17 protein-coding genes and 1 tRNA gene are annotated in these 15985 nt (G+C 64.2%); 9 read left to right on the forward strand and 9 right to left on the reverse strand.

The genetic code is table 11. From position 1 onward, the window contains the following. Positions 1-16 precede the first annotated feature (16 nt). Positions 17-610 (forward strand): gamma carbonic anhydrase family protein, encoded by a 594-nt coding sequence (locus ACMT3I_RS13920; RefSeq protein WP_414805111.1) that lies wholly within the window; start codon positions 17-19, stop codon positions 608-610. Here ACMT3I_RS13920 and ACMT3I_RS13925 read toward each other — a convergent pair. The 3 genes from ACMT3I_RS13925 to ACMT3I_RS13935 all read right to left on the reverse strand — a co-directional run bounded on the left by ACMT3I_RS13925 (position 607) and on the right by ACMT3I_RS13935 (position 3249). Further along, positions 607-2148: a CoA transferase gene (locus ACMT3I_RS13925; RefSeq protein ID WP_414805112.1), complete on the reverse strand. Its 1542-nt coding sequence runs from the start codon at positions 2146-2148 to the stop codon at positions 607-609. The genes ACMT3I_RS13920 and ACMT3I_RS13925 overlap by 4 nt on opposite strands. A gap of 225 nt (positions 2149-2373) precedes the next feature. Beyond that, complete coding sequence (locus ACMT3I_RS13930; protein ID WP_414805113.1) at positions 2374-2559, reverse strand: YegP family protein; 186 nt, start codon at positions 2557-2559, stop codon at positions 2374-2376. A 117-nt stretch (positions 2560-2676) separates the two neighbouring features. Then, complete coding sequence (locus ACMT3I_RS13935) at positions 2677-3249, reverse strand: TetR/AcrR family transcriptional regulator (RefSeq protein ID WP_414805114.1); 573 nt, start codon at positions 3247-3249, stop codon at positions 2677-2679. Positions 3250-3345: 96 nt separating this feature from the next. On the opposite strand from ACMT3I_RS13935, the gene ACMT3I_RS13940 reads away from it, so the two are divergent. Together ACMT3I_RS13940 and ACMT3I_RS13945 are read left to right on the forward strand one after the other, a co-directional pair. Continuing rightward, a complete protein-coding gene (locus ACMT3I_RS13940) occupies positions 3346-4188 on the forward strand; it encodes an SDR family oxidoreductase (RefSeq protein ID WP_414805115.1) in 843 nt (280 codons plus the stop codon). A gap of 116 nt (positions 4189-4304) precedes the next feature. After that, positions 4305-4799 (forward strand): PPOX class F420-dependent oxidoreductase, encoded by a 495-nt coding sequence (locus ACMT3I_RS13945; RefSeq protein ID WP_414805116.1) that lies wholly within the window; start codon positions 4305-4307, stop codon positions 4797-4799. A 252-nt stretch (positions 4800-5051) separates the two neighbouring features. Here ACMT3I_RS13945 and ACMT3I_RS13950 read toward each other — a convergent pair whose 3' ends face one another. Beyond that, positions 5052-7001 (reverse strand): cellulose binding domain-containing protein, encoded by a 1950-nt coding sequence (locus ACMT3I_RS13950; RefSeq protein ID WP_414805117.1) that lies wholly within the window; start codon positions 6999-7001, stop codon positions 5052-5054. Between the two features lie 292 nt (positions 7002-7293). Between ACMT3I_RS13950 and ACMT3I_RS13955 the strand changes: the two genes are divergently transcribed. Then, positions 7294-7683, forward strand: a complete 390-nt coding sequence (locus tag ACMT3I_RS13955; protein WP_414805118.1) for an SHOCT domain-containing protein — start codon at positions 7294-7296, stop codon at positions 7681-7683. Positions 7684-7791: 108 nt separating this feature from the next. Beyond that, entirely contained in the window at positions 7792-8766 is a 975-nt protein-coding gene (locus ACMT3I_RS13960; RefSeq protein ID WP_414805119.1) for a hypothetical protein, read from the forward strand. On the opposite strand, the gene ACMT3I_RS13965 is transcribed toward ACMT3I_RS13960, so the two are convergent. Both ACMT3I_RS13965 and ACMT3I_RS13970 read right to left on the reverse strand, forming a co-directional pair. After that, positions 8729-9940 carry a cation:proton antiporter gene (locus ACMT3I_RS13965; RefSeq protein ID WP_414805120.1) on the reverse strand — a complete coding sequence of 404 codons (1212 nt, stop codon included), beginning with the start codon at positions 9938-9940 and terminating at the stop codon, positions 8729-8731. The two genes, ACMT3I_RS13960 and ACMT3I_RS13965, sit on opposite strands and share 38 nt — an antisense overlap. 80 nt (positions 9941-10020) lie before the next feature. Then, the gene (locus tag ACMT3I_RS13970) at positions 10021-10701 is read right to left on the reverse strand and encodes a CG0192-related protein (RefSeq protein WP_414805121.1); all 681 of its coding nucleotides are present in this window, start codon (positions 10699-10701) and stop codon (positions 10021-10023) included. Positions 10702-10822: 121 nt separating this feature from the next. Here ACMT3I_RS13970 and ACMT3I_RS13975 point away from each other — a divergent pair, with 121 nt between their 5' ends. From ACMT3I_RS13975 to ACMT3I_RS13990, 4 genes are all read left to right on the forward strand, one after another. After that, positions 10823-11842, forward strand: a complete 1020-nt coding sequence (locus ACMT3I_RS13975) for a hypothetical protein (RefSeq protein WP_414805122.1) — start codon at positions 10823-10825, stop codon at positions 11840-11842. A 116-nt stretch (positions 11843-11958) separates the two neighbouring features. Continuing rightward, positions 11959-13185 carry a glycosyltransferase gene (locus ACMT3I_RS13980; RefSeq protein ID WP_414805123.1) on the forward strand — a complete coding sequence of 409 codons (1227 nt, stop codon included), beginning with the start codon at positions 11959-11961 and terminating at the stop codon, positions 13183-13185. Next, a complete protein-coding gene (locus ACMT3I_RS13985; protein ID WP_414805124.1) occupies positions 13182-13916 on the forward strand; it encodes a PIG-L family deacetylase in 735 nt (244 codons plus the stop codon). The genes ACMT3I_RS13980 and ACMT3I_RS13985 overlap by 4 nt, the downstream gene beginning before the upstream one ends. A gap of 23 nt (positions 13917-13939) precedes the next feature. Beyond that, positions 13940-14500 (forward strand): GrpB family protein, encoded by a 561-nt coding sequence (locus tag ACMT3I_RS13990; protein ID WP_414805125.1) that lies wholly within the window; start codon positions 13940-13942, stop codon positions 14498-14500. 26 nt (positions 14501-14526) lie between these two features. On the opposite strand, the gene ACMT3I_RS13995 is transcribed toward ACMT3I_RS13990, so the two are convergent. The 3 genes from ACMT3I_RS13995 to ACMT3I_RS14005 all read right to left on the reverse strand — a co-directional run bounded on the left by ACMT3I_RS13995 (position 14527) and on the right by ACMT3I_RS14005 (position 15964). Continuing rightward, positions 14527-14600, reverse strand: a tRNA-Met gene (locus ACMT3I_RS13995). 109 nt (positions 14601-14709) lie between these two features. Beyond that, entirely contained in the window at positions 14710-15234 is a 525-nt protein-coding gene (locus ACMT3I_RS14000) for a hypothetical protein (protein ID WP_414805126.1), read from the reverse strand. A 103-nt stretch (positions 15235-15337) separates the two neighbouring features. After that, complete coding sequence (locus ACMT3I_RS14005) at positions 15338-15964, reverse strand: RBBP9/YdeN family alpha/beta hydrolase (protein ID WP_414805127.1); 627 nt, start codon at positions 15962-15964, stop codon at positions 15338-15340. Positions 15965-15985 lie beyond the last annotated feature (21 nt).

Consider the following 15985-nt stretch of genomic DNA (forward strand, 5'->3'; position numbering starts at 1 on the left):
TCGCTAGAGTGTGGGAATGCTGCTTGAACATCGCGGAAAACGACCGATCATCGACGAATCAGCGTATGTCGCACCGTCGGCGGTCCTCTGCGGAGCGGTCGTCGTTGGCGCAGGAGCGCGCATCCTGCACGGTGCGGTTGTGACGGCTGAAGACGGCGATATCCGCCTGGGCGCACACGTGATCGTGATGGAGAACGCCCTCATTCGCGGCCGCGCGAATCACCCGGTCGTCGTCGGCGACAGCGTGATGATCGGACCGCACGCACACGTGAACGGAGCCGCTGTGGGTTCCGGGGCTTTCATCGCGACCGGCGCATCCCTCTTTCCCGGCTCGATCATCGGTGACGGCGCAGAGGTGCGCATCAATGGTGTCGTCCAGGTCAATACCCGACTGGATGCCGGAGCCGTGGTACCGATCGGCTGGGTGGCGGTCGGCGACCCCGCCCAGATTCTGCCGCCCGACAAACACGACGAGATCTGGGCGATCCAGCGCGACCTGAATTTTGTGGACACCGTGTACGGCACATCAGCCGGTACGTCGATGCAGTCACTTATGGCCGACCAATCGGCGTATTACGGCGCGCACCTGGACGACATCGAAATCGATTAGCTCACCGGTCGCTCAAGCCACTCCGGACGGTCAGCACCCCACGGGCGACTCGGCGCCGGCCACTCGGTCGGGCCGCCGATGTAAGACAGCGCTGGGAGGGCAGTCGTCAGCAGGCCGCTCGGGGCTTCGAGTGTGCACGTCTGCGGCTCGCCGGAGGTTTCAGTGCCCGCCTGCGCCTGCGGAACGAGCGACAATAACTCCTGCGCTAGGCGCGCGAGTGAGACGTCGACCGACCAGGCGCCCCCGTCGCGGCGCTGGCTGCGGAGCGCCGACATCACCCCCGCGGCGAGCAAGTAGCCCGCCGAATGGTCCAGCGCCTGGGCCGGGAGCGCTCCGGGGCGGATGCCATCCGCTGACTCGAGCACCGCGATCCCCGAGGCCGCCTGCACGATGCTGTCGAAGCCGCGCCGCCCTGCCCACGGTCCGACGCTCCCCCACGCACTGACAGTGCCGATGATGAGGCCAGGATACCGTTCGGCCAGCTGCTCGGGAGCCAGGCCGAATGCCGCCAACGCGCCGGGGCGATAGCCGGATATGACGACATCCGCGTGCTGCAACAGGTCGTCGAGTGTGCGGCGGTCGCCGGTGTGGGTCAGGTCGAGCAGCGTTGAGCGTTTGCCTGCCCCGGTGTCGAGGTGCTGCCATTCCGGCTCTGGCAGCTGCGGGGTGTCGACCCGCAGCACGTCAGCCCCGAGCAGGGCAAGGGTGCGGGTGGCGACGGGGCCGGCGATCACCCGAGTGAAGTCGAGTACGCGCAGACCGGCGAGGGGCGCGGCTGGGTCCGTCGGCTTCGGCAGGGGGTGGCCGGTGCCACGGGTTTGGCCGGTGCCGCGGGTCTGGCCGGTGCCACGGGTCTGGCCCGAACCCACTGACTCTAAATCAGTGGTTTCGTAACGCCGCTTGCCAATAAGCGGCTGGTCGTGCAGAGCGATTGCTTGTGGGTGGCTCGCCCACTCCTCTGGCGTGCGCACAGCGACGGCGATGCCACCGGCCGCGGTGACCCGGTCTTCTACCTCGAACGGAGAGAGCCCGGCGAGGCGGGCGGTGAACGTGGCGACCGTGGCATCCGCTGGCAGGTCCAGGGCCGCGAGCAGGCGCGCGCGATGGTGTGGGTAGTTCGCGTGCGTGCGCACCCAGCCGCGCCCCCGGTCATCTGCGCCCGGCCAGAATCCCGAGAACTCGGCCCAGACATCCGGTGCCTCGCCGTTAAGCCTAAAGTGCCGCTCACTCGTGACAGCGGTGTGGATGCGATCGGCGTCGAGGGTGACCAGATGCTCGCCCGCCGCGAGCGTGGCATCCTCAAGCGTCATGAGGGCGGCAGCCAATGAAGCGGCGACGACGGCATCTCGAATGAGCGAGGCCGCAGCAAGGGGTGCGGGCAGGACCGGGTATCCGCCGGGAGCTACGAGCGACAGATCGGCGGGGTCTTCGCCGAGTGCCTGCCATATGCGGGTCAGGGGCGAGCCAGCGCCGCTCGTTGCGCCTTCAGCTGTTGCGGCGTCAGTTGTTGCGGCGTCACCATGTGCTGCATCGCTCATTCGCTGCCCGGCTTTCGATTCGGACGTGACACCAGCACCTGGATGCATCCGGCCCCGAGGCGGGAGCACCGTGGATCTTGTCATGTCAACGGGAGAAGACTATCTGGGCGCGCGATATCCCGTGGGGCGCGCGAAATATCCCGCGCCCCACGGGATATCGCGCGCCGGCACTGCACAAGAGTGCGGCGGCACTGCACAAGAAGGCGGCGGATGCGACGGGCGCGCTTAGTGCGGGTCGGTCAGGTCAACGACGCGCGACTTGGCGTCGGACTTGACGACCTCGATGCCCTTGAGCGCCGCCGCTTTGGTTTGGTAGCTCTCGGAGGTCATCAGAACCTCACCGCTGTGCGCCTTGAGCTTGAAGACGTATCCACCGGATCGATCGGCACTCAGTTCATACTTGCCTGACATGTCACACTCTCTTCGTTGAGATGGATTTGCGGAGACTGATTTGCAGAAACGAATTCGCAGAGGCGGATTCGTCGACAGGAATCTGGAGCTGCACCGACCGCGGCCGATGGGCACACCCTATCGTGCCGCGATCACCAGGTCGACGAGTGCGTCGACATCCCGCGCCGTCGGCAGCTGCTGGCGACCAAGAACGCGGTAGACCATAAATCCGATCAGAACGGATGCCAGGGTGTCGACATCCGCTTCCGCTCGCAGATGTCCGGCGGCGGCCGCCTGCTCGAGGCGATCCTTGAGCAACTGCTCGTGCGGCCCGGTGAAGTGTTCGAAGAGCTGGTCGGCGACGGCCTGATCGTCGGCCGCCGCTGCGGCGAGCGCCAGAGTCAGGCTGGTGCCAACCGGGGTGGTCACGTGGTCGACCCACAGTCGCATCCAGTCGCGCACATCGCGCACAACATCACCCGTGTCAGACACGGGACCAAGTGCCGGTATGACGCCGTCATCGAGGGCGGCCTCGGCAACGATCGCACCTTTCGCGCCCCACCAGCGGTAAAGCGTCTGCCGGCCGACGCCGGCACGCGCGGCGATCGCGTCAAGGGTGAGCCGCTCGTAGCCAAGCTCCAAGAGCAGGGAGCGCGTCGCGTCAAGGGCTGCGAGTCGTGAAGATTCGCTTCGCTTGCGTCCGGCTGCCATTTGTTCAGTCTATGGACTCGCGGGAAGCATCAGTCGCGTGTAGGTTTCAAATACAAGGCATTTTGTCTCGTAAAACGAATTCTTGGAGGTCGGCGGATGCCGAACGAAGTTCTGGTTGTCATTGGTACCGGTGGCATGGGCATTGCCGCCAGCCGTCGAATCGGCGCAGGCAAGACGGTGTTGCTCGCCGACTTCAACGAGACGGCGCTCAACGCTGTCGCCGAGATGCTCATCGAAGAAGGCCAGCAGGTACAGACCCAGGTCGTCGACGTTTCATCGCGCGACTCGGTGCGCGCCCTCGCCCGCACGGCAGCCGGACTCGGCCCGGTGCGCCAGGTACTGCACACGGCCGGCCTCTCCCCGGTGCAGGCACCGACAGTCGCCATCCTCAACGTCGATCTGCTCGGCGTTGCTCTCGTTCTCGACGAATTCGCCGAGGTCATCGCACCGGGCGGTGCCGGCGTGGTCATTGCCAGCATGGCCGGATACTTCATGCCCCCGATGGATCGCGAGCTTGAGGGCCAGCTGGCACTTGCCCCGACTGACCAGCTGCTGAGCCTCCCTGCAACTGCACCGGAGAACTTCCCCAACCCCGGGGCGGCCTACTCGTTCGCCAAGCGCGCGAACCAGCTGCGTGTGCGTGCAGCCAGCACGACGTGGGGTGCCAAGGGTGCTCGCATCAACTCGATCAGCCCCGGCGTCATCTCAACCAAGATGGGCCAGCAAGAACTCGCCAGCCCGTCAGGTGCCGGCATGCGCGCCATGGTTGAGGGGTCGGGCACCGGACGCGTCGGCTCAGCCGACGACATCGCCGCGGCCGCAGCGTTCCTGCTCTCGGATGCCGCATCCTTCATCACCGGCGCAGACCTCTTGGTCGACGGTGGCGCCGTCGCCGCCGTCGCGACAGGCAAGGTCAACCTGTCGGCGCTGGCTGGCTAACTGCGTCCGGCCTCATCAGCTGAATCTCGCTGCTCTCCCGCGTACCTTGTGCGGGAGAGCAGCGCTGTTTCAGCGGCCACCGGAACACGCCACGTGCGGCCAGTAGCCTTGGACCCATGGTCAGAAGCATCGCAAGCAGCACCGTCGTCGACAAATCCGGCATGCTCGATTTCATCCGCCCCCGACACCGGATGCTGTTGGCGACGACGCGTGCCGACGGACGTCCGCAGATGTCCCCGGTCAGTGGCGGCGTCGACGCCGAGGGCCGAATTGTCATCTCCTCGTACCCGGCCAGGGCCAAGACCCGCAACGCCGACCGCGACCCACTGGCATCCGTGCTGGTGCTCTCCGACGACTGGGACGGCGGATGGATCCAGGTTGATGGCGACGCCGAAGTGCTGCACATGCCGGAAGCTGCCGACGGTCTCGTCGAGTACTTCCGCAGCATCTCTGGCGAGCACCCGGACTGGGATGAATATCGCGAAGCAATGGCCATTCAAGACAAGTCGCTGATTCGGATCACGCCGACGCGCTGGAGCCCGATCTCGACCGGTGGATTTCCCGCAGAGACCGCAGCCCGGCTCGACGCGCGCGCTACAGCGACGTCCTAGTCGCGGCAATGCCGAGTCATGAGCGTGGAGCTGGCATGAGCGTTGCACCTCGCTGCTGAGAATCTCACACCCTCGGGCAGATTCGCGAGCCTGCTCGGTGAGCCCGGAGGGCTGGCGCGCGAAAATACGGTGGGGCGCGCGGAATATCGCGCGCCCCACGTAAAACCCCGCGCCCAGAGTGGCCCCACCCAGCCTCACGGCCGGTCAGCTGGTTCGGCGCTACTTCGACCCCAGTTCGTCGCTAGTTTGGCGTCAGTTGGTCGCCGCGATGAACGCCTTGGCGAACGACCACTTCGCATCCGAGACACCTGAACACATGTAGGTGGGGATTCCGGCCGTACAGGGCTGGTCGCGAGTCATCTCCCACCAGGCAACCTGCGCGAGACCCGACGCCTTCGCGAAGGCGCCGACGGTTGTGGCATCCGCCAGTGTGAACGTCTCCCCCGCCGTGTCATTCGCGCCGATCATCGGGGTGAGGCCGACGAGCGACAGTCGCTGGGCCGCGGTGAGCCCGGCGTATGCAGGAACCGTAGCGAGCTGCGCTGCTGTCGACTTCGCCGCGGCGATGGCTGCTGCACCCATGTCTGTGGTGCCGAGGCCGTAGTCCATAGCCATGATGTTCACTGCAGAGAGCTTCACGCCGGCTGCCGCGAATTCCGTCACCGTACGCAATCCGGTGCTGACCAGTCCGGTCGGCATCACGGGCAGCGTCAGTGTCACCTGCAGCGGCTTGCCTGCAGCGGCGTACTGAGCCTGCAGTGCAGCGACGGCTGCGGCACGACGCTTGTTGGATGCGGAATCGCTCACATCGGCACCCTCGATGTCGAAGTCGATGCGGTCGACACCGAAGCGCTCGACGACGCTCGCGTACGCCTTCTGTAGCGAGGCGACATCCGTGCAGGACCGGGCGAGTTCCGTATTCGCGACGCCACCGAACGATACGGTGAACCGGCCGCCCTTGGCCTGGAATGCAGCAATGGTCGCCGTGAAGTCTCCGGCTCCGCCGATCGAGTACTCGGTGTATCCCGCCCACGTGGGGCTGCAGGCCTTGTTCCTATCGGTGACGACGAACGATCCGGTGAATGCCGTGAGTCCGGATGCCGCGGCGAACGCCGACAGGTCGGCGCTCGGCCAGACCCCCATGTCCACGTAGGGAGACACCAGGGTGTCACCGGTCGATGGAATTGGCGTCGGGTCTGGGGTGGGTGTGGGATCCGGCGTTGGGGTGGGCGTGGGATCCGGCGTCGGAGTCGATGCCGATCCGTTGACCGTGCACGGTACATCAGCGCCGACAACCGTGCACGCCGTGGGAACCAGCGGAGCACCTGCAGCCTTGATAACCGTGAGCCCGAATGACGTAGAGGCCCCTGCGCCCAGCGAGGTGGCCCAAGTTGGTCCCTTCACCGCGAAGCCGTCAGCTGCGGGAACGAGCACACCGTCCCACAGCGAGTTGACGGCGCTCTCCCATGTGAAGCGGATCTGCCACGGTGCGAGCTTTGTTTTCGAGCCGTTCTTGATCGACACGTCGGCCTGGAACCCGGTCGTCCACTCACCGGTCTGCGTCCATGTGGTCTCGACAGCACCCTCTGTGGGAGTCGGCGTGGGAGTCGGAGTCGGCGCTGGCGTTGGGGTCGGGGTCGCAGTTGGGGTCGGGGTCGCAGTTGGGGTCGGCGTCGGAGTCGGGGTAGGGGTAGGGGTAGGGGTAGGGGTAGGGGTAGGGGTAGGGGTAGGGGTAGGCGTTGGCGTCGGGGTAGGTGCTGGCACACTGCCATTCACCGAGCACGGAACCGCTGATCCAACAACGGTGCAGGACGTGGGAACCAATGCCGCACCTGCCTTCTTGATCGCGGACAACCCAAACGAGGTGGAGGCGCCAGCAGCCAACGATGTTGCCCAGGTTGGGCCTTTCACGGCAAATCCATCGGGCGACGCCACGAGCACGCCGTTCCACAGCGAGTTGACCGAGTTGCCCCAGGTGAATTGAATCTGCCAGGCGGCGAGCGCTGCCTGCGATCCGTTCTTGATGCCGACCTCGGCCTGGAAGCCGGTCGTCCACTCGTTGGTGTTGGTCCAGGTCACCGTGACACCGGGCGTCGCTGCCGCGGCGGGAATGGCGACCGCAATTCCGGCAGTGCCCAGCACGAGCGACAGGCCCGCGATCGCAGCGATGAGCGACTTCTTGCGTCGTGCGAATGCCTTCATTGGTCCTCTGTTCCGTACGCAACGCCAGGCCGCTGGATCGACCAGGACTTTGATCTCAACTATCGGACATCGTTTGTGGTTCGTAAGCACCCACGGGCGACGCGCGACCCAAGACCACAACACGCTGCGAGACGCTGCGAACGACATTCGGCACGTTCCGACGGTCGCCGACGCCGATTCCCGACACGCAATTCCGACAAAAACTCATGTGGATGCGGTGCTGACTGCTAGCTTGTGGCCAGGCGTCGTCACTCCCACAACTCGAGCGTCACAAGCTGTATTGGAGACAATCATGAATCTCTCGTTCGACTTCTGGGATCTGGTGGGCTGGTTCCTGTCGGCATTCATCTTCATTGCCTACCTGATGGTCTTGTTCTCGATACTGAGAGACATCTTTCAGGACAGGAATCTGAATGGCTTCCTCAAAGCCATTTGGATCATTTTTCTGATCTTCGTTCCATTCTTGACCGCACTGGTCTACCTCATTGTTCGCGGAACCGGCATGGCCAATCGCAGCATGAATCAGTCGACCGGCAATTGGGACAAAGAAAGCGACTCTGGCACGGCCTTCGTCAGCACGTCCGCAGCCGATCAGATTGCCCACGCGAAGGCACTCCTCGACGCCGGCGCGATCAACCAGACCGAGTATGAGCAGCTCAAGAGCAAAGCTCTCGCGGACTGATCGGAAAACGTACCGAGAGGGCCAGCCGATTGATACAAGGTTCGACGGCGAACGGCGGGGGCGAAAATGACTATTGAATTGTTTACGGCACTACATCAACTGTCATTCGTGACATTCGCGCTGGTACCACTCGGGATCCTGCTGCACTACTGGCGGAAGGCCGACCAGGTACTCCTGGCGTCGACATCCATGAATCAGGACGAGGTCGACTGGTCGCACACGATTTCCCGCCAGGTGCTCTATGCCCGAATCGCAAGCGGGATATCCGTCGCCGTCGCTATTGTCTTCCTGGACCGCTGGCTCCCCAGCCTCGCGGAGCTCTATGACCCGTACAGCTTGCATGAATACGTGCTTCCGCTGGTCACCTCAATCGTGAGCATTTGCGTCGTGATGCTTGCCCACACGACGCTGCCGCCCCTCCCCGGCGAGCGCGTGCATGCCGTCGACCTGAGTTCTCGCTCCCTGTGGTCGTTCGGTGAGCGGTGGTGGTTCATTCTCTGGGGCGTGCTGGTGACGCTGTTGATCGCGACCGTTGTTCTCGCTGGTCTGTCCTCGAGCACAGAAATGGACGGCCGCTCTGCAGCGTTGATGGTGCAGCTCGGCAGCTCGACTGCCAGCGGCACCTTCCTGGGCTGGTATTTCGGGGTTCCGATTCTGATCGGGGCTGCTGCTCTCGTGCTGGCTACGGTGCTGACCCTCTGGGCTAACGCCCGTCAGCCCGTGGCCGTCGCCGTGGCGGACCGCGCAGTTGACGTGTGGCTGCGGCGCTACAGGACGCGCACAATTCTCACTCTGAGCGGCGGGGCACTTGCCCTGGTGCTGGGTTCATCACTGATACTGATCGGTGCCGGCGGATCGATTACCCTCCAGGTTGCCGGCGGCAATCAGCTGGGCACCATCACAGTAAGTTCGGCGATCTCTGCACTCGTTGTGCCGTTCAGGCTGCTTGGCATGTTTTTCAAGGGTGTCGGGCTTGCCCTCCTGATTCTTCCGTTGCTCACACGACGACCTCGGCTGGTGCTCACGACACTGCGAGGCCAGGCGATCAACGACCAGAGCTTGGCCCATGAGTTGGCCGACTGAGGATCTCCGAACTCCGTTTGCGGTGGCCGAGCGCGATCAACGGGAACAACAAGACCGAGAGCATTCCAGCGCCGACCAGCGCCGCGGCAATGCTGGTGTCGAGCTGACCGTGGTCGACACCGATCTGGGTCACCGCGACGATGATCGGCAGTCCGGTCGCGCTGAATAACACGATGGCCCGCTTGTCTGCCTTGGTCGCTCCGGGTGGGCTGGCCAGGAGGCCCGGAAGCCCGCGAATCACCAGGAATAGCACGAGGAAGAGCGGCACAAGAGCCAGCGTCGCTGGATTGCTGATGAGTGCTGTCAGGTTGAAGGCGATGCCGGTGTTGATGAAGAACACCGGAACCAGAAACCCGAACGCAACGGCATCCAGTTTCATCTCGATGACTTCGCGTGCTCGCGGCTCGGCGGTCGCGACCAGCACTCGCCAGAGCACGCCCGCCGCAAATGCTCCGAGCAGCATGTCGAGCCCGAGAGCAATGCTCAACGCCGCGAGCAAAGCCATGATCAGGATGACAAATCGCACAGCGAACTGACCAGTCGTATGCAGGGTGGCGGCGACAAGGCGATGCAAACCCTGATGCGATCCGCGGGAGGCCAGCCAGATCGCCGCTGCCGTGATCACGGCAAACAGGATGAGTACGAGTGTCGACGGACCGGGATTGCGACCGCTGAGAAACAGGGAGATCGCGATGAGTGGTCCAAACTCACCCGCTGCACCGATCGCCGTGACCGCGCGGCCGAACGGCGTCTCGAGCTCTTGGGCGTCACGCAGCATCGGCAGGATGGTGCCCAGCGCGGTGGAGCACAGGGCGACCCCGATGAAGACACCGGCCGTCGGCGTCGGTGCGAACAGAATACCGACGACGACGCCGGCACCGAGCGAAATGAGCCAGCCGAGGCTCGCCCGTTTCAACGGCCGCCCTTTGATCGCAGCGAAGTTGATCTCATTCCCGGCCATGAAGAACAGCATCGCCAGGCCGAGATTGGCGAGGGTGTCAATGAACTCAGTGGGATTCACCCAATCGAGCAGGCTCGGTCCGATCAGGATACCCAGCACGATCTCAAAGACGACGACAGGGATCTTCACGACGCTGCCGAGCGCTGCAGCCAACACCGGCGCGAGAACAGCAAGGAGCGGAATAACAATCAAGCTGACGGACAGATCAGTCATCGACGCTCTCCTCCTGTGTGCTCCGACACTGTGTGCTCGGACACTGTGTGCTCCGACGCAGAATCACTGAAATCCTGTTTTTAGCGCGCAACCACCACTGCCAGAGTTCGTGGATTCGGCTGGTCAGGCCAGGTTCCGCGCAGCACTGCGGCGCCGTCACCGTCGCTAGCCGCCGTCACCGTCACCGTCGCCGCGGCTCCGGCTGCTCCCCCGTCAATCACCCGAGGCACGCTGATTGTCAAAGCGCCGGCATCCACCACCGTCGTGCCGTCTTCGTGCCGGGTCGATACGCTGCCGATGGCCGGTGGGTCCACGGGCTCGCTTCTTGTTCCGCTGCCCGCGACGACAGCCGTCGGGTCACGTCGAGTGAGTTCGCCGCCGTTCTCCGCCATCACATCAGCCTGCCGTCCACCGGTCAGTGCGGCCGTCGCCACTGCCGCAAGATACGCAGGATCTCCAGTGCCGTCGTACACCCAACGATTCCCGAGCACTGAATGCTCCATCGTCGTGATGAGCCAGGCATCCGCTCCGTCCAGCGGTGCGCCCCTGTACGTAAGCGGCACCTGCAGCAGCGGCCCGTCACCGACCCGTACGAGGAGCGTCTCGATGCCCACTTCCCCCTCCGGATCGTCGAAGCGATACGCGGCCACATTCGTGAAGCCGGCAGCGGCATCACCCTCAAACCAGGGCTGCGTCGGAGCCCAGTCGGTGATGAGCTCAATTTTGGACGGTCGGATCTCAGCCGAATAAACGAGTGCCATGCGATCGAGACTACGACCAGCCTTGTCATCCGCCACGGATTTTGTCCCCTAGTCTGATCGAATATGTGCGCATGCGTCGCTGCCGACGAGAACGTGCAATGAGAAGTGGGGGCTTCATCGAATGACAATTTCGGAGAATGAATCAATCGCACCGATTGCCGGGGGCGATCACGAGCGGATGCTGCGCGCGCAGCGGGTACTCGACCTCGTCTCCCACAATGAGCGAGCCAGGGCTGACGTCGCGGCTGCCTACGATGGTCCGGGTGATGTTCTGGAGGCACTGCGTCGAGCCGCCGATCCCGGTACGGCCGCCGCAGATCGCCTCGTAATTGAACAGCTCCGAAAGCTCGCGTTCGGTCGCACCACGACTGACGGAGAACATCAGGCAGCAGCGGATGCCCTCGGCCGGCTTCGCGATCTGGAATCCGTTCCGGACGATGTCGATGGCGCACTCGACCGGGCGCTCACGTCTCTAGCAACCATGCACGACTCGGCCGGAGCGGAGCCCAATGCGGGAATGAGTTCGGGCGCGGGCGCAGATTTCTTTGGCTTTGCCTCTGGTGAACACGGGGCTGGGTCTGGGTCTACCTTCTCGGGTTTCGACCTCGGCGCTGGCGCAGAGCCTGACCAATCACATCCCAATTCTGTGCAGACTGCCCATGCGACCACTGCCGCACGGCACGGCCAACGCCCTGCACGCACACGATTGATCGTCGGCGGCGTTGCTCTCGTCGCACTCCTGATCGGTGGTGTCCTCGGAGCCGGGGCCGTCGGAACCGGTCTGACGCGCGTGTTCATCGGTGCATCCTCAGAGTTGACTCCGGGCGATCTCGATGCTGCCAACTCCTGGTTCGATGTCGACCAGACTGCCGACGACGAGGTTCCGTCGACCTTGGGCGACACAATTGACCTCGCGAGCACACGGCTCGTGCATGAGTCAGGGACGCAAGTCAAGATCTGGCTCGCCCGCGGCAATGGCGATGGCGCCTATTGCATGGTCAGTTCGTCGCAACCAGATAGCTACGCGCTCACCTGCGTAGACCCGGCGCAATTCGAAAAGACCGGTCTCGCACTGGCAGACGGGCTTACTCAGATCAACTGGGATGGCACGACAGTCACGGTGGCGCTCTCAGCATCCTAGGATGGGGCTCGGCACCCCGACCATCGCCCACACACCGAGGCCCAGGCCTCCTGGCCCCGGGTCCGCGCGCATCGACGGGCGCAGCCACTCACAGTCTGCTGCGTTAAGATTTGGACGTGTCTCCCTCTTCGCAGCCCCTTCGCATTGCCCTCATTTCCCTCCACACCTCACCGGGGGCAGAACCGGGATCCGGTGACGCCGGCGGAATGAATGTGGTGGTGCGACACCAGGCTGAAGCGCTGGGCGCATTGGGACACACGGTGGAGATCCTTACGCGGCGGTCGTCATCCGCTACCCCCGCCACAATCGAACTGGCCCCTGGCGTGACACTACGTTTTCTCGATGCCGGACCAGCAGCTGCCGTGACCAAGGGCGAGCACGAAGGTTTCATCGACGAGTTCCGGCTGGGCATCGCCGCCCACGGGCCATACGACCTAATGCACTCCCACCATTGGTTCTCCGGCATGGCGGCACTGCCGCTGGCGGAAGACCTCGGAATTCCCCATGTGCAGAGCTTCCACAGCATCGCGGCCGAGGAGTCGACTCCGCTGTCGTTTGGCGAACGCCCGGAATCACCCGGTCGGTTGGCCGGCGAATCCTGGCTTGCCCACGAGTCGGATGCCATCGTGGCGATCAGCGAGGCTGAAGCCGAGACCGTGGTGACACGCCTGGGCGGAGCAGTTGATCGCGTCGTTGTCGTGCCCCCGGGAGTCGACAGCGCTGTGTTCCACCCGGTCGCTCTCCACCTGCCGGAAGCCGCCCCGTATGCGCTCGTCGCCGCTCGACTGCAGCCGCTCAAGGGACTCGATCTGGCCATCGAGGCGATCGCCGCGGTGCCGGAAGCTGTGCGGCCAGAACTTGTCATTTCGGGTGACGCCTCCGCCGACTTTGATGGCTACATCGGCGAACTCAAGGCGCTTGCCGCCCGTAACGGCATCGAGGATCGGGTGCACTTCGTCGGGCCGCAGTCGCGGTCTAACCTGGCCACGCTCATGCGCGAAGCACGACTGGTGCTCGTACCGTCCCACTCCGAGACGTATGGCCTGGTCGCGCTCGAGGCTGGCGCGAGCGGTGTTCCCGTGGTCGCGGCGGCATCCGGCGGCTTGCGCGAAGCGGTGCTCGATGGAGTGACAGGCGTTGTTCTCGAGTCACGTGAGCCGACCGCATGGGCGGATGCCATCACCGGCATACTGACGCAGCCCGAACTGGCGGCTCGGCTCTCGACTGCCGCACGCGAGCACGCAGAGAGTATGAGCTGGACGAAATCGGCCGAACTCCTCGCGCACGTCTATCGGTCGCTGCTCACCGCCGAGGCAGGAACGTGGAAGCGAGAGCTGTTGTGAGCTTGAACATTCTTGATTCGGCATCTGTGCTCTTTGTGCATGCCCACCCCGACGACGAGACGATCTCCACCGGAGCACTCATCGCCGAGTTCGTGGCCCGCGGTGCGACGGTATGGCTGCTGACGGCTACGCGTGGTGAGCGAGGCGAAGTCGTGGCTGGCCCGCTCTCTGCTCTGGAGGGAACCGCAGAGCTGTCGATCGAGCGCGACCGGGAGCTACGGTGTGCCATCGAAACGCTCGGCCTCACCGACCAGTTCTGGTTGGGTGAACCACCGGCCCGCGCCGCGGCTCAGGCGCCGCGGCGCTACCTGGACTCTGGCATGACCTGGATTCGGCCCGGCCTCGCCGGGCCCGCCCCGGACAGCGATGATGCCGCGCTGGCCGTTGCCCCGCTGGCAGAGGTTACCGCCGATATTGCAGCACTCATCGCCCACCTGCGCCCAGCACTTGTCGTCAGCTATGACAACGGTGGCGGGTACGGTCATCCCGATCACGTGAGGGTGCACGATGCCACGGTGCAGGCCTGTCGCGAGAACGCAGTCCCATTCGCCGAGGTGCGTGGCACCCAGGCAGCGGATGCCGAATGGTTCGATCTCCGCGCCCACCTGGGTACGGTTACCGCCGCACTTCGCTGCCACGCCACGCAGCTGACCGTCCACGGCACCGACATTGTGCATTCCGGCGGCCAGAGGGAGCCGATCACGACGTCGGTTGGGTTGCGGCTGCTCTAGGGCAGTTCGGGCAGACTGAGATCATGGACAACGCACCGGATGACACCCTCGATTCAGTACTGATTGGCGGCAAAGAAAAGCGCACAATTGAGATCCTCGACTACGACGAGGAGTGGGCGACGCGCTTTGCCGCTATGTCGACACTGATCAGCTCGGCGCTCGGCACGCAGCTACTGCTGTCGATAGATCACATCGGATCAACGTCAGTTCCGGGTCTTGCCGCCAAGCCGATCATCGACATCCTGGTTATTGTGCCCGATGTTGATGACGAATCGACCTTCGTACCGCAGCTCGTAGATTCCGGCCTCGAGTTGCGGGCGAGGGAACCCGGGCATCGGTTGTTGCGGACGCCCAACAGAGACGTCCACGTGCACGTGCTGAGCCCCGGGTCTACTGAGATTCAGGATTACCTGGACCTCCGCGACTGGCTTCGCGTCAGTTCCGATGATCGCGAACTCTATGCCGCGACGAAACGCAGGCTGGCCACGCAGGACTGGGCCGATATGAACCTCTACGCCGATGCGAAGACCGATGTGGTCACGCTGATCCTCGAGCACGCGCGGGCTTGGCGCGCTGCCCAGTAGCGTCTTTAGCCATACATTCAGCTCAGACACGACGGCAGGATTCGAACCTGCGACAACCGGAATATGAAACCGGCCCCTTCGACCACTCGGGCACGCCGCGATGACTTCTACGCTAGGTCAACGGATGCTACGGGTCCACAAAATTGCGCCCGCTTACGGGATGTAACGGCGCGTGACGGCCGCGGGTCAGTGAGTAGTGAGTTAGTGAGTCAGTGAGTCAGCAGCATCTTCACCGCGGCAATGACTGCACAGAGTACGGCGAGGCCTACTCCTGCAAAGATCATGCGGAGCGAACTCTTCTCTCCGCGCAACCGGGCGAGCACCCCGCCGAGGAACGCCATCCGCCCCACTGTCACGAGTACTGCGCCGCTCAAGGCGATGACCGGGGTGATCCAGCCCAACCATGCGGCGGCGAGAAACAGTGCTGGAGCCGTCGTCGACGACACAATGGGCATCGCGTTGCGCAATTCGGCGAGCACGACGGCCCGGCTGGGGCGCTCAGCGCGTTGAGCGCGGTGACCCACCGATTCAGCCAACAGATGCGCAAGGTAGGTCGTGATCCCCGTACCGATCACGATGACGGCTGCGCGTCCGGATATCAGGTCACCCGGTGGCAGGGCAACAAGTGCCGCAAGGATGAGCACATTCCCGTAGACGTATGCAGAGATGCGACTGGAAGAATCGTGAGGTGCCAGGTCGGCGTGGGTAGTGCGTTTACGTCGGAACCAGGACACGTGAGAAAAGCACTCCTTCAGGAGTATTGGTGCGGAATCTCAACGTAGCACCGACGTCTGGGAGCACCCCGTTCAGCGGCTCAGCGGCTTGGTGGCTTAGCGGCTACGCCCCGCGAACTCGGCGAATGAGACCGTCAAGCAGAGTGTGTCCCTCGGCCCAGTCCCCCAGATTGCTTGCCACGTTGATGTGCCCGGCGCTGCCGATGTTCACGAATTCTGCGCCCCACGCCTGTGCCAGCTGCCCGGCAACGTCAATCGTGCAGTAGTGATCGTCGTCACTGGCCACGACGAGAGCCGGCACACCGAGCGGTACCGGCTCGATGCCACGGAACGACGGGGCCGCGGCAGGAAACTCGGCGCCAAAGCGATCCGGAGGTGCAACGAGCAGCGCACCGGCAACGCTGCCTGGATTACGGGCCAGCCACTCGGCAGCGGCCAGCGTTCCGAGGCTGTGCGCAACCAGGACAGTGTCGAAACCCCGGTCGGCCACCACGACATCCAGCGCCTGCAGCCAGTCATCTAGCTCGGGCGCGTCCCACGACGAGGGAGCGATCCGCTGGACGGTCGCATCCCGTGCCTGCCAGAGCGACTGCCAATGGGCTGAATCCGACCCACCGATACCCGGAACAATCGTCAACCGCATCTGCGCTCCGCTCTCTGTGCCCGTTGCATCTCTGGCCTCGTGTCGATCTCGTTCTCTCCCGCCAATGTAGCCGGGCGCCGAACCCATTCACCCGAGATTCTTATGCAG

This window comes from Leifsonia sp. A12D58 (assembly GCF_047530025.1).
Lineage (GTDB): Bacteria > Actinomycetota > Actinomycetes > Actinomycetales > Microbacteriaceae > Cryobacterium.

Excerpts from the sequence above, each read along its gene's own strand:
- ACMT3I_RS13920 (WP_414805111.1), top strand. The coding sequence starts at position 17 with ATGCTGCTTGAACATCGCGGAAAACGACCGATCATCGACGAATCAGCG.
- ACMT3I_RS13925 (WP_414805112.1), bottom strand. The coding sequence starts at position 2,148 with ATGAGCGATGCAGCACATGGTGACGCCGCAACAACTGACGCCGCAACA.
- ACMT3I_RS13930 (WP_414805113.1), bottom strand. The coding sequence starts at position 2,559 with ATGTCAGGCAAGTATGAACTGAGTGCCGATCGATCCGGTGGATACGTC.
- ACMT3I_RS13935 (WP_414805114.1), bottom strand. The coding sequence starts at position 3,249 with ATGGCAGCCGGACGCAAGCGAAGCGAATCTTCACGACTCGCAGCCCTT.
- ACMT3I_RS13940 (WP_414805115.1), top strand. The coding sequence starts at position 3,346 with ATGCCGAACGAAGTTCTGGTTGTCATTGGTACCGGTGGCATGGGCATT.
- ACMT3I_RS13945 (WP_414805116.1), top strand. The coding sequence starts at position 4,305 with ATGGTCAGAAGCATCGCAAGCAGCACCGTCGTCGACAAATCCGGCATG.
- ACMT3I_RS13950 (WP_414805117.1), bottom strand. The coding sequence starts at position 7,001 with ATGAAGGCATTCGCACGACGCAAGAAGTCGCTCATCGCTGCGATCGCG.
- ACMT3I_RS13955 (WP_414805118.1), top strand. The coding sequence starts at position 7,294 with ATGAATCTCTCGTTCGACTTCTGGGATCTGGTGGGCTGGTTCCTGTCG.
- ACMT3I_RS13965 (WP_414805120.1), bottom strand. The coding sequence starts at position 9,940 with ATGACTGATCTGTCCGTCAGCTTGATTGTTATTCCGCTCCTTGCTGTT.
- ACMT3I_RS13970 (WP_414805121.1), bottom strand. The coding sequence starts at position 10,701 with ATGGCACTCGTTTATTCGGCTGAGATCCGACCGTCCAAAATTGAGCTC.
- ACMT3I_RS13975 (WP_414805122.1), top strand. The coding sequence starts at position 10,823 with ATGACAATTTCGGAGAATGAATCAATCGCACCGATTGCCGGGGGCGAT.
- ACMT3I_RS13990 (WP_414805125.1), top strand. The coding sequence starts at position 13,940 with ATGGACAACGCACCGGATGACACCCTCGATTCAGTACTGATTGGCGGC.
- ACMT3I_RS14005 (WP_414805127.1), bottom strand. The coding sequence starts at position 15,964 with ATGGGTTCGGCGCCCGGCTACATTGGCGGGAGAGAACGAGATCGACAC.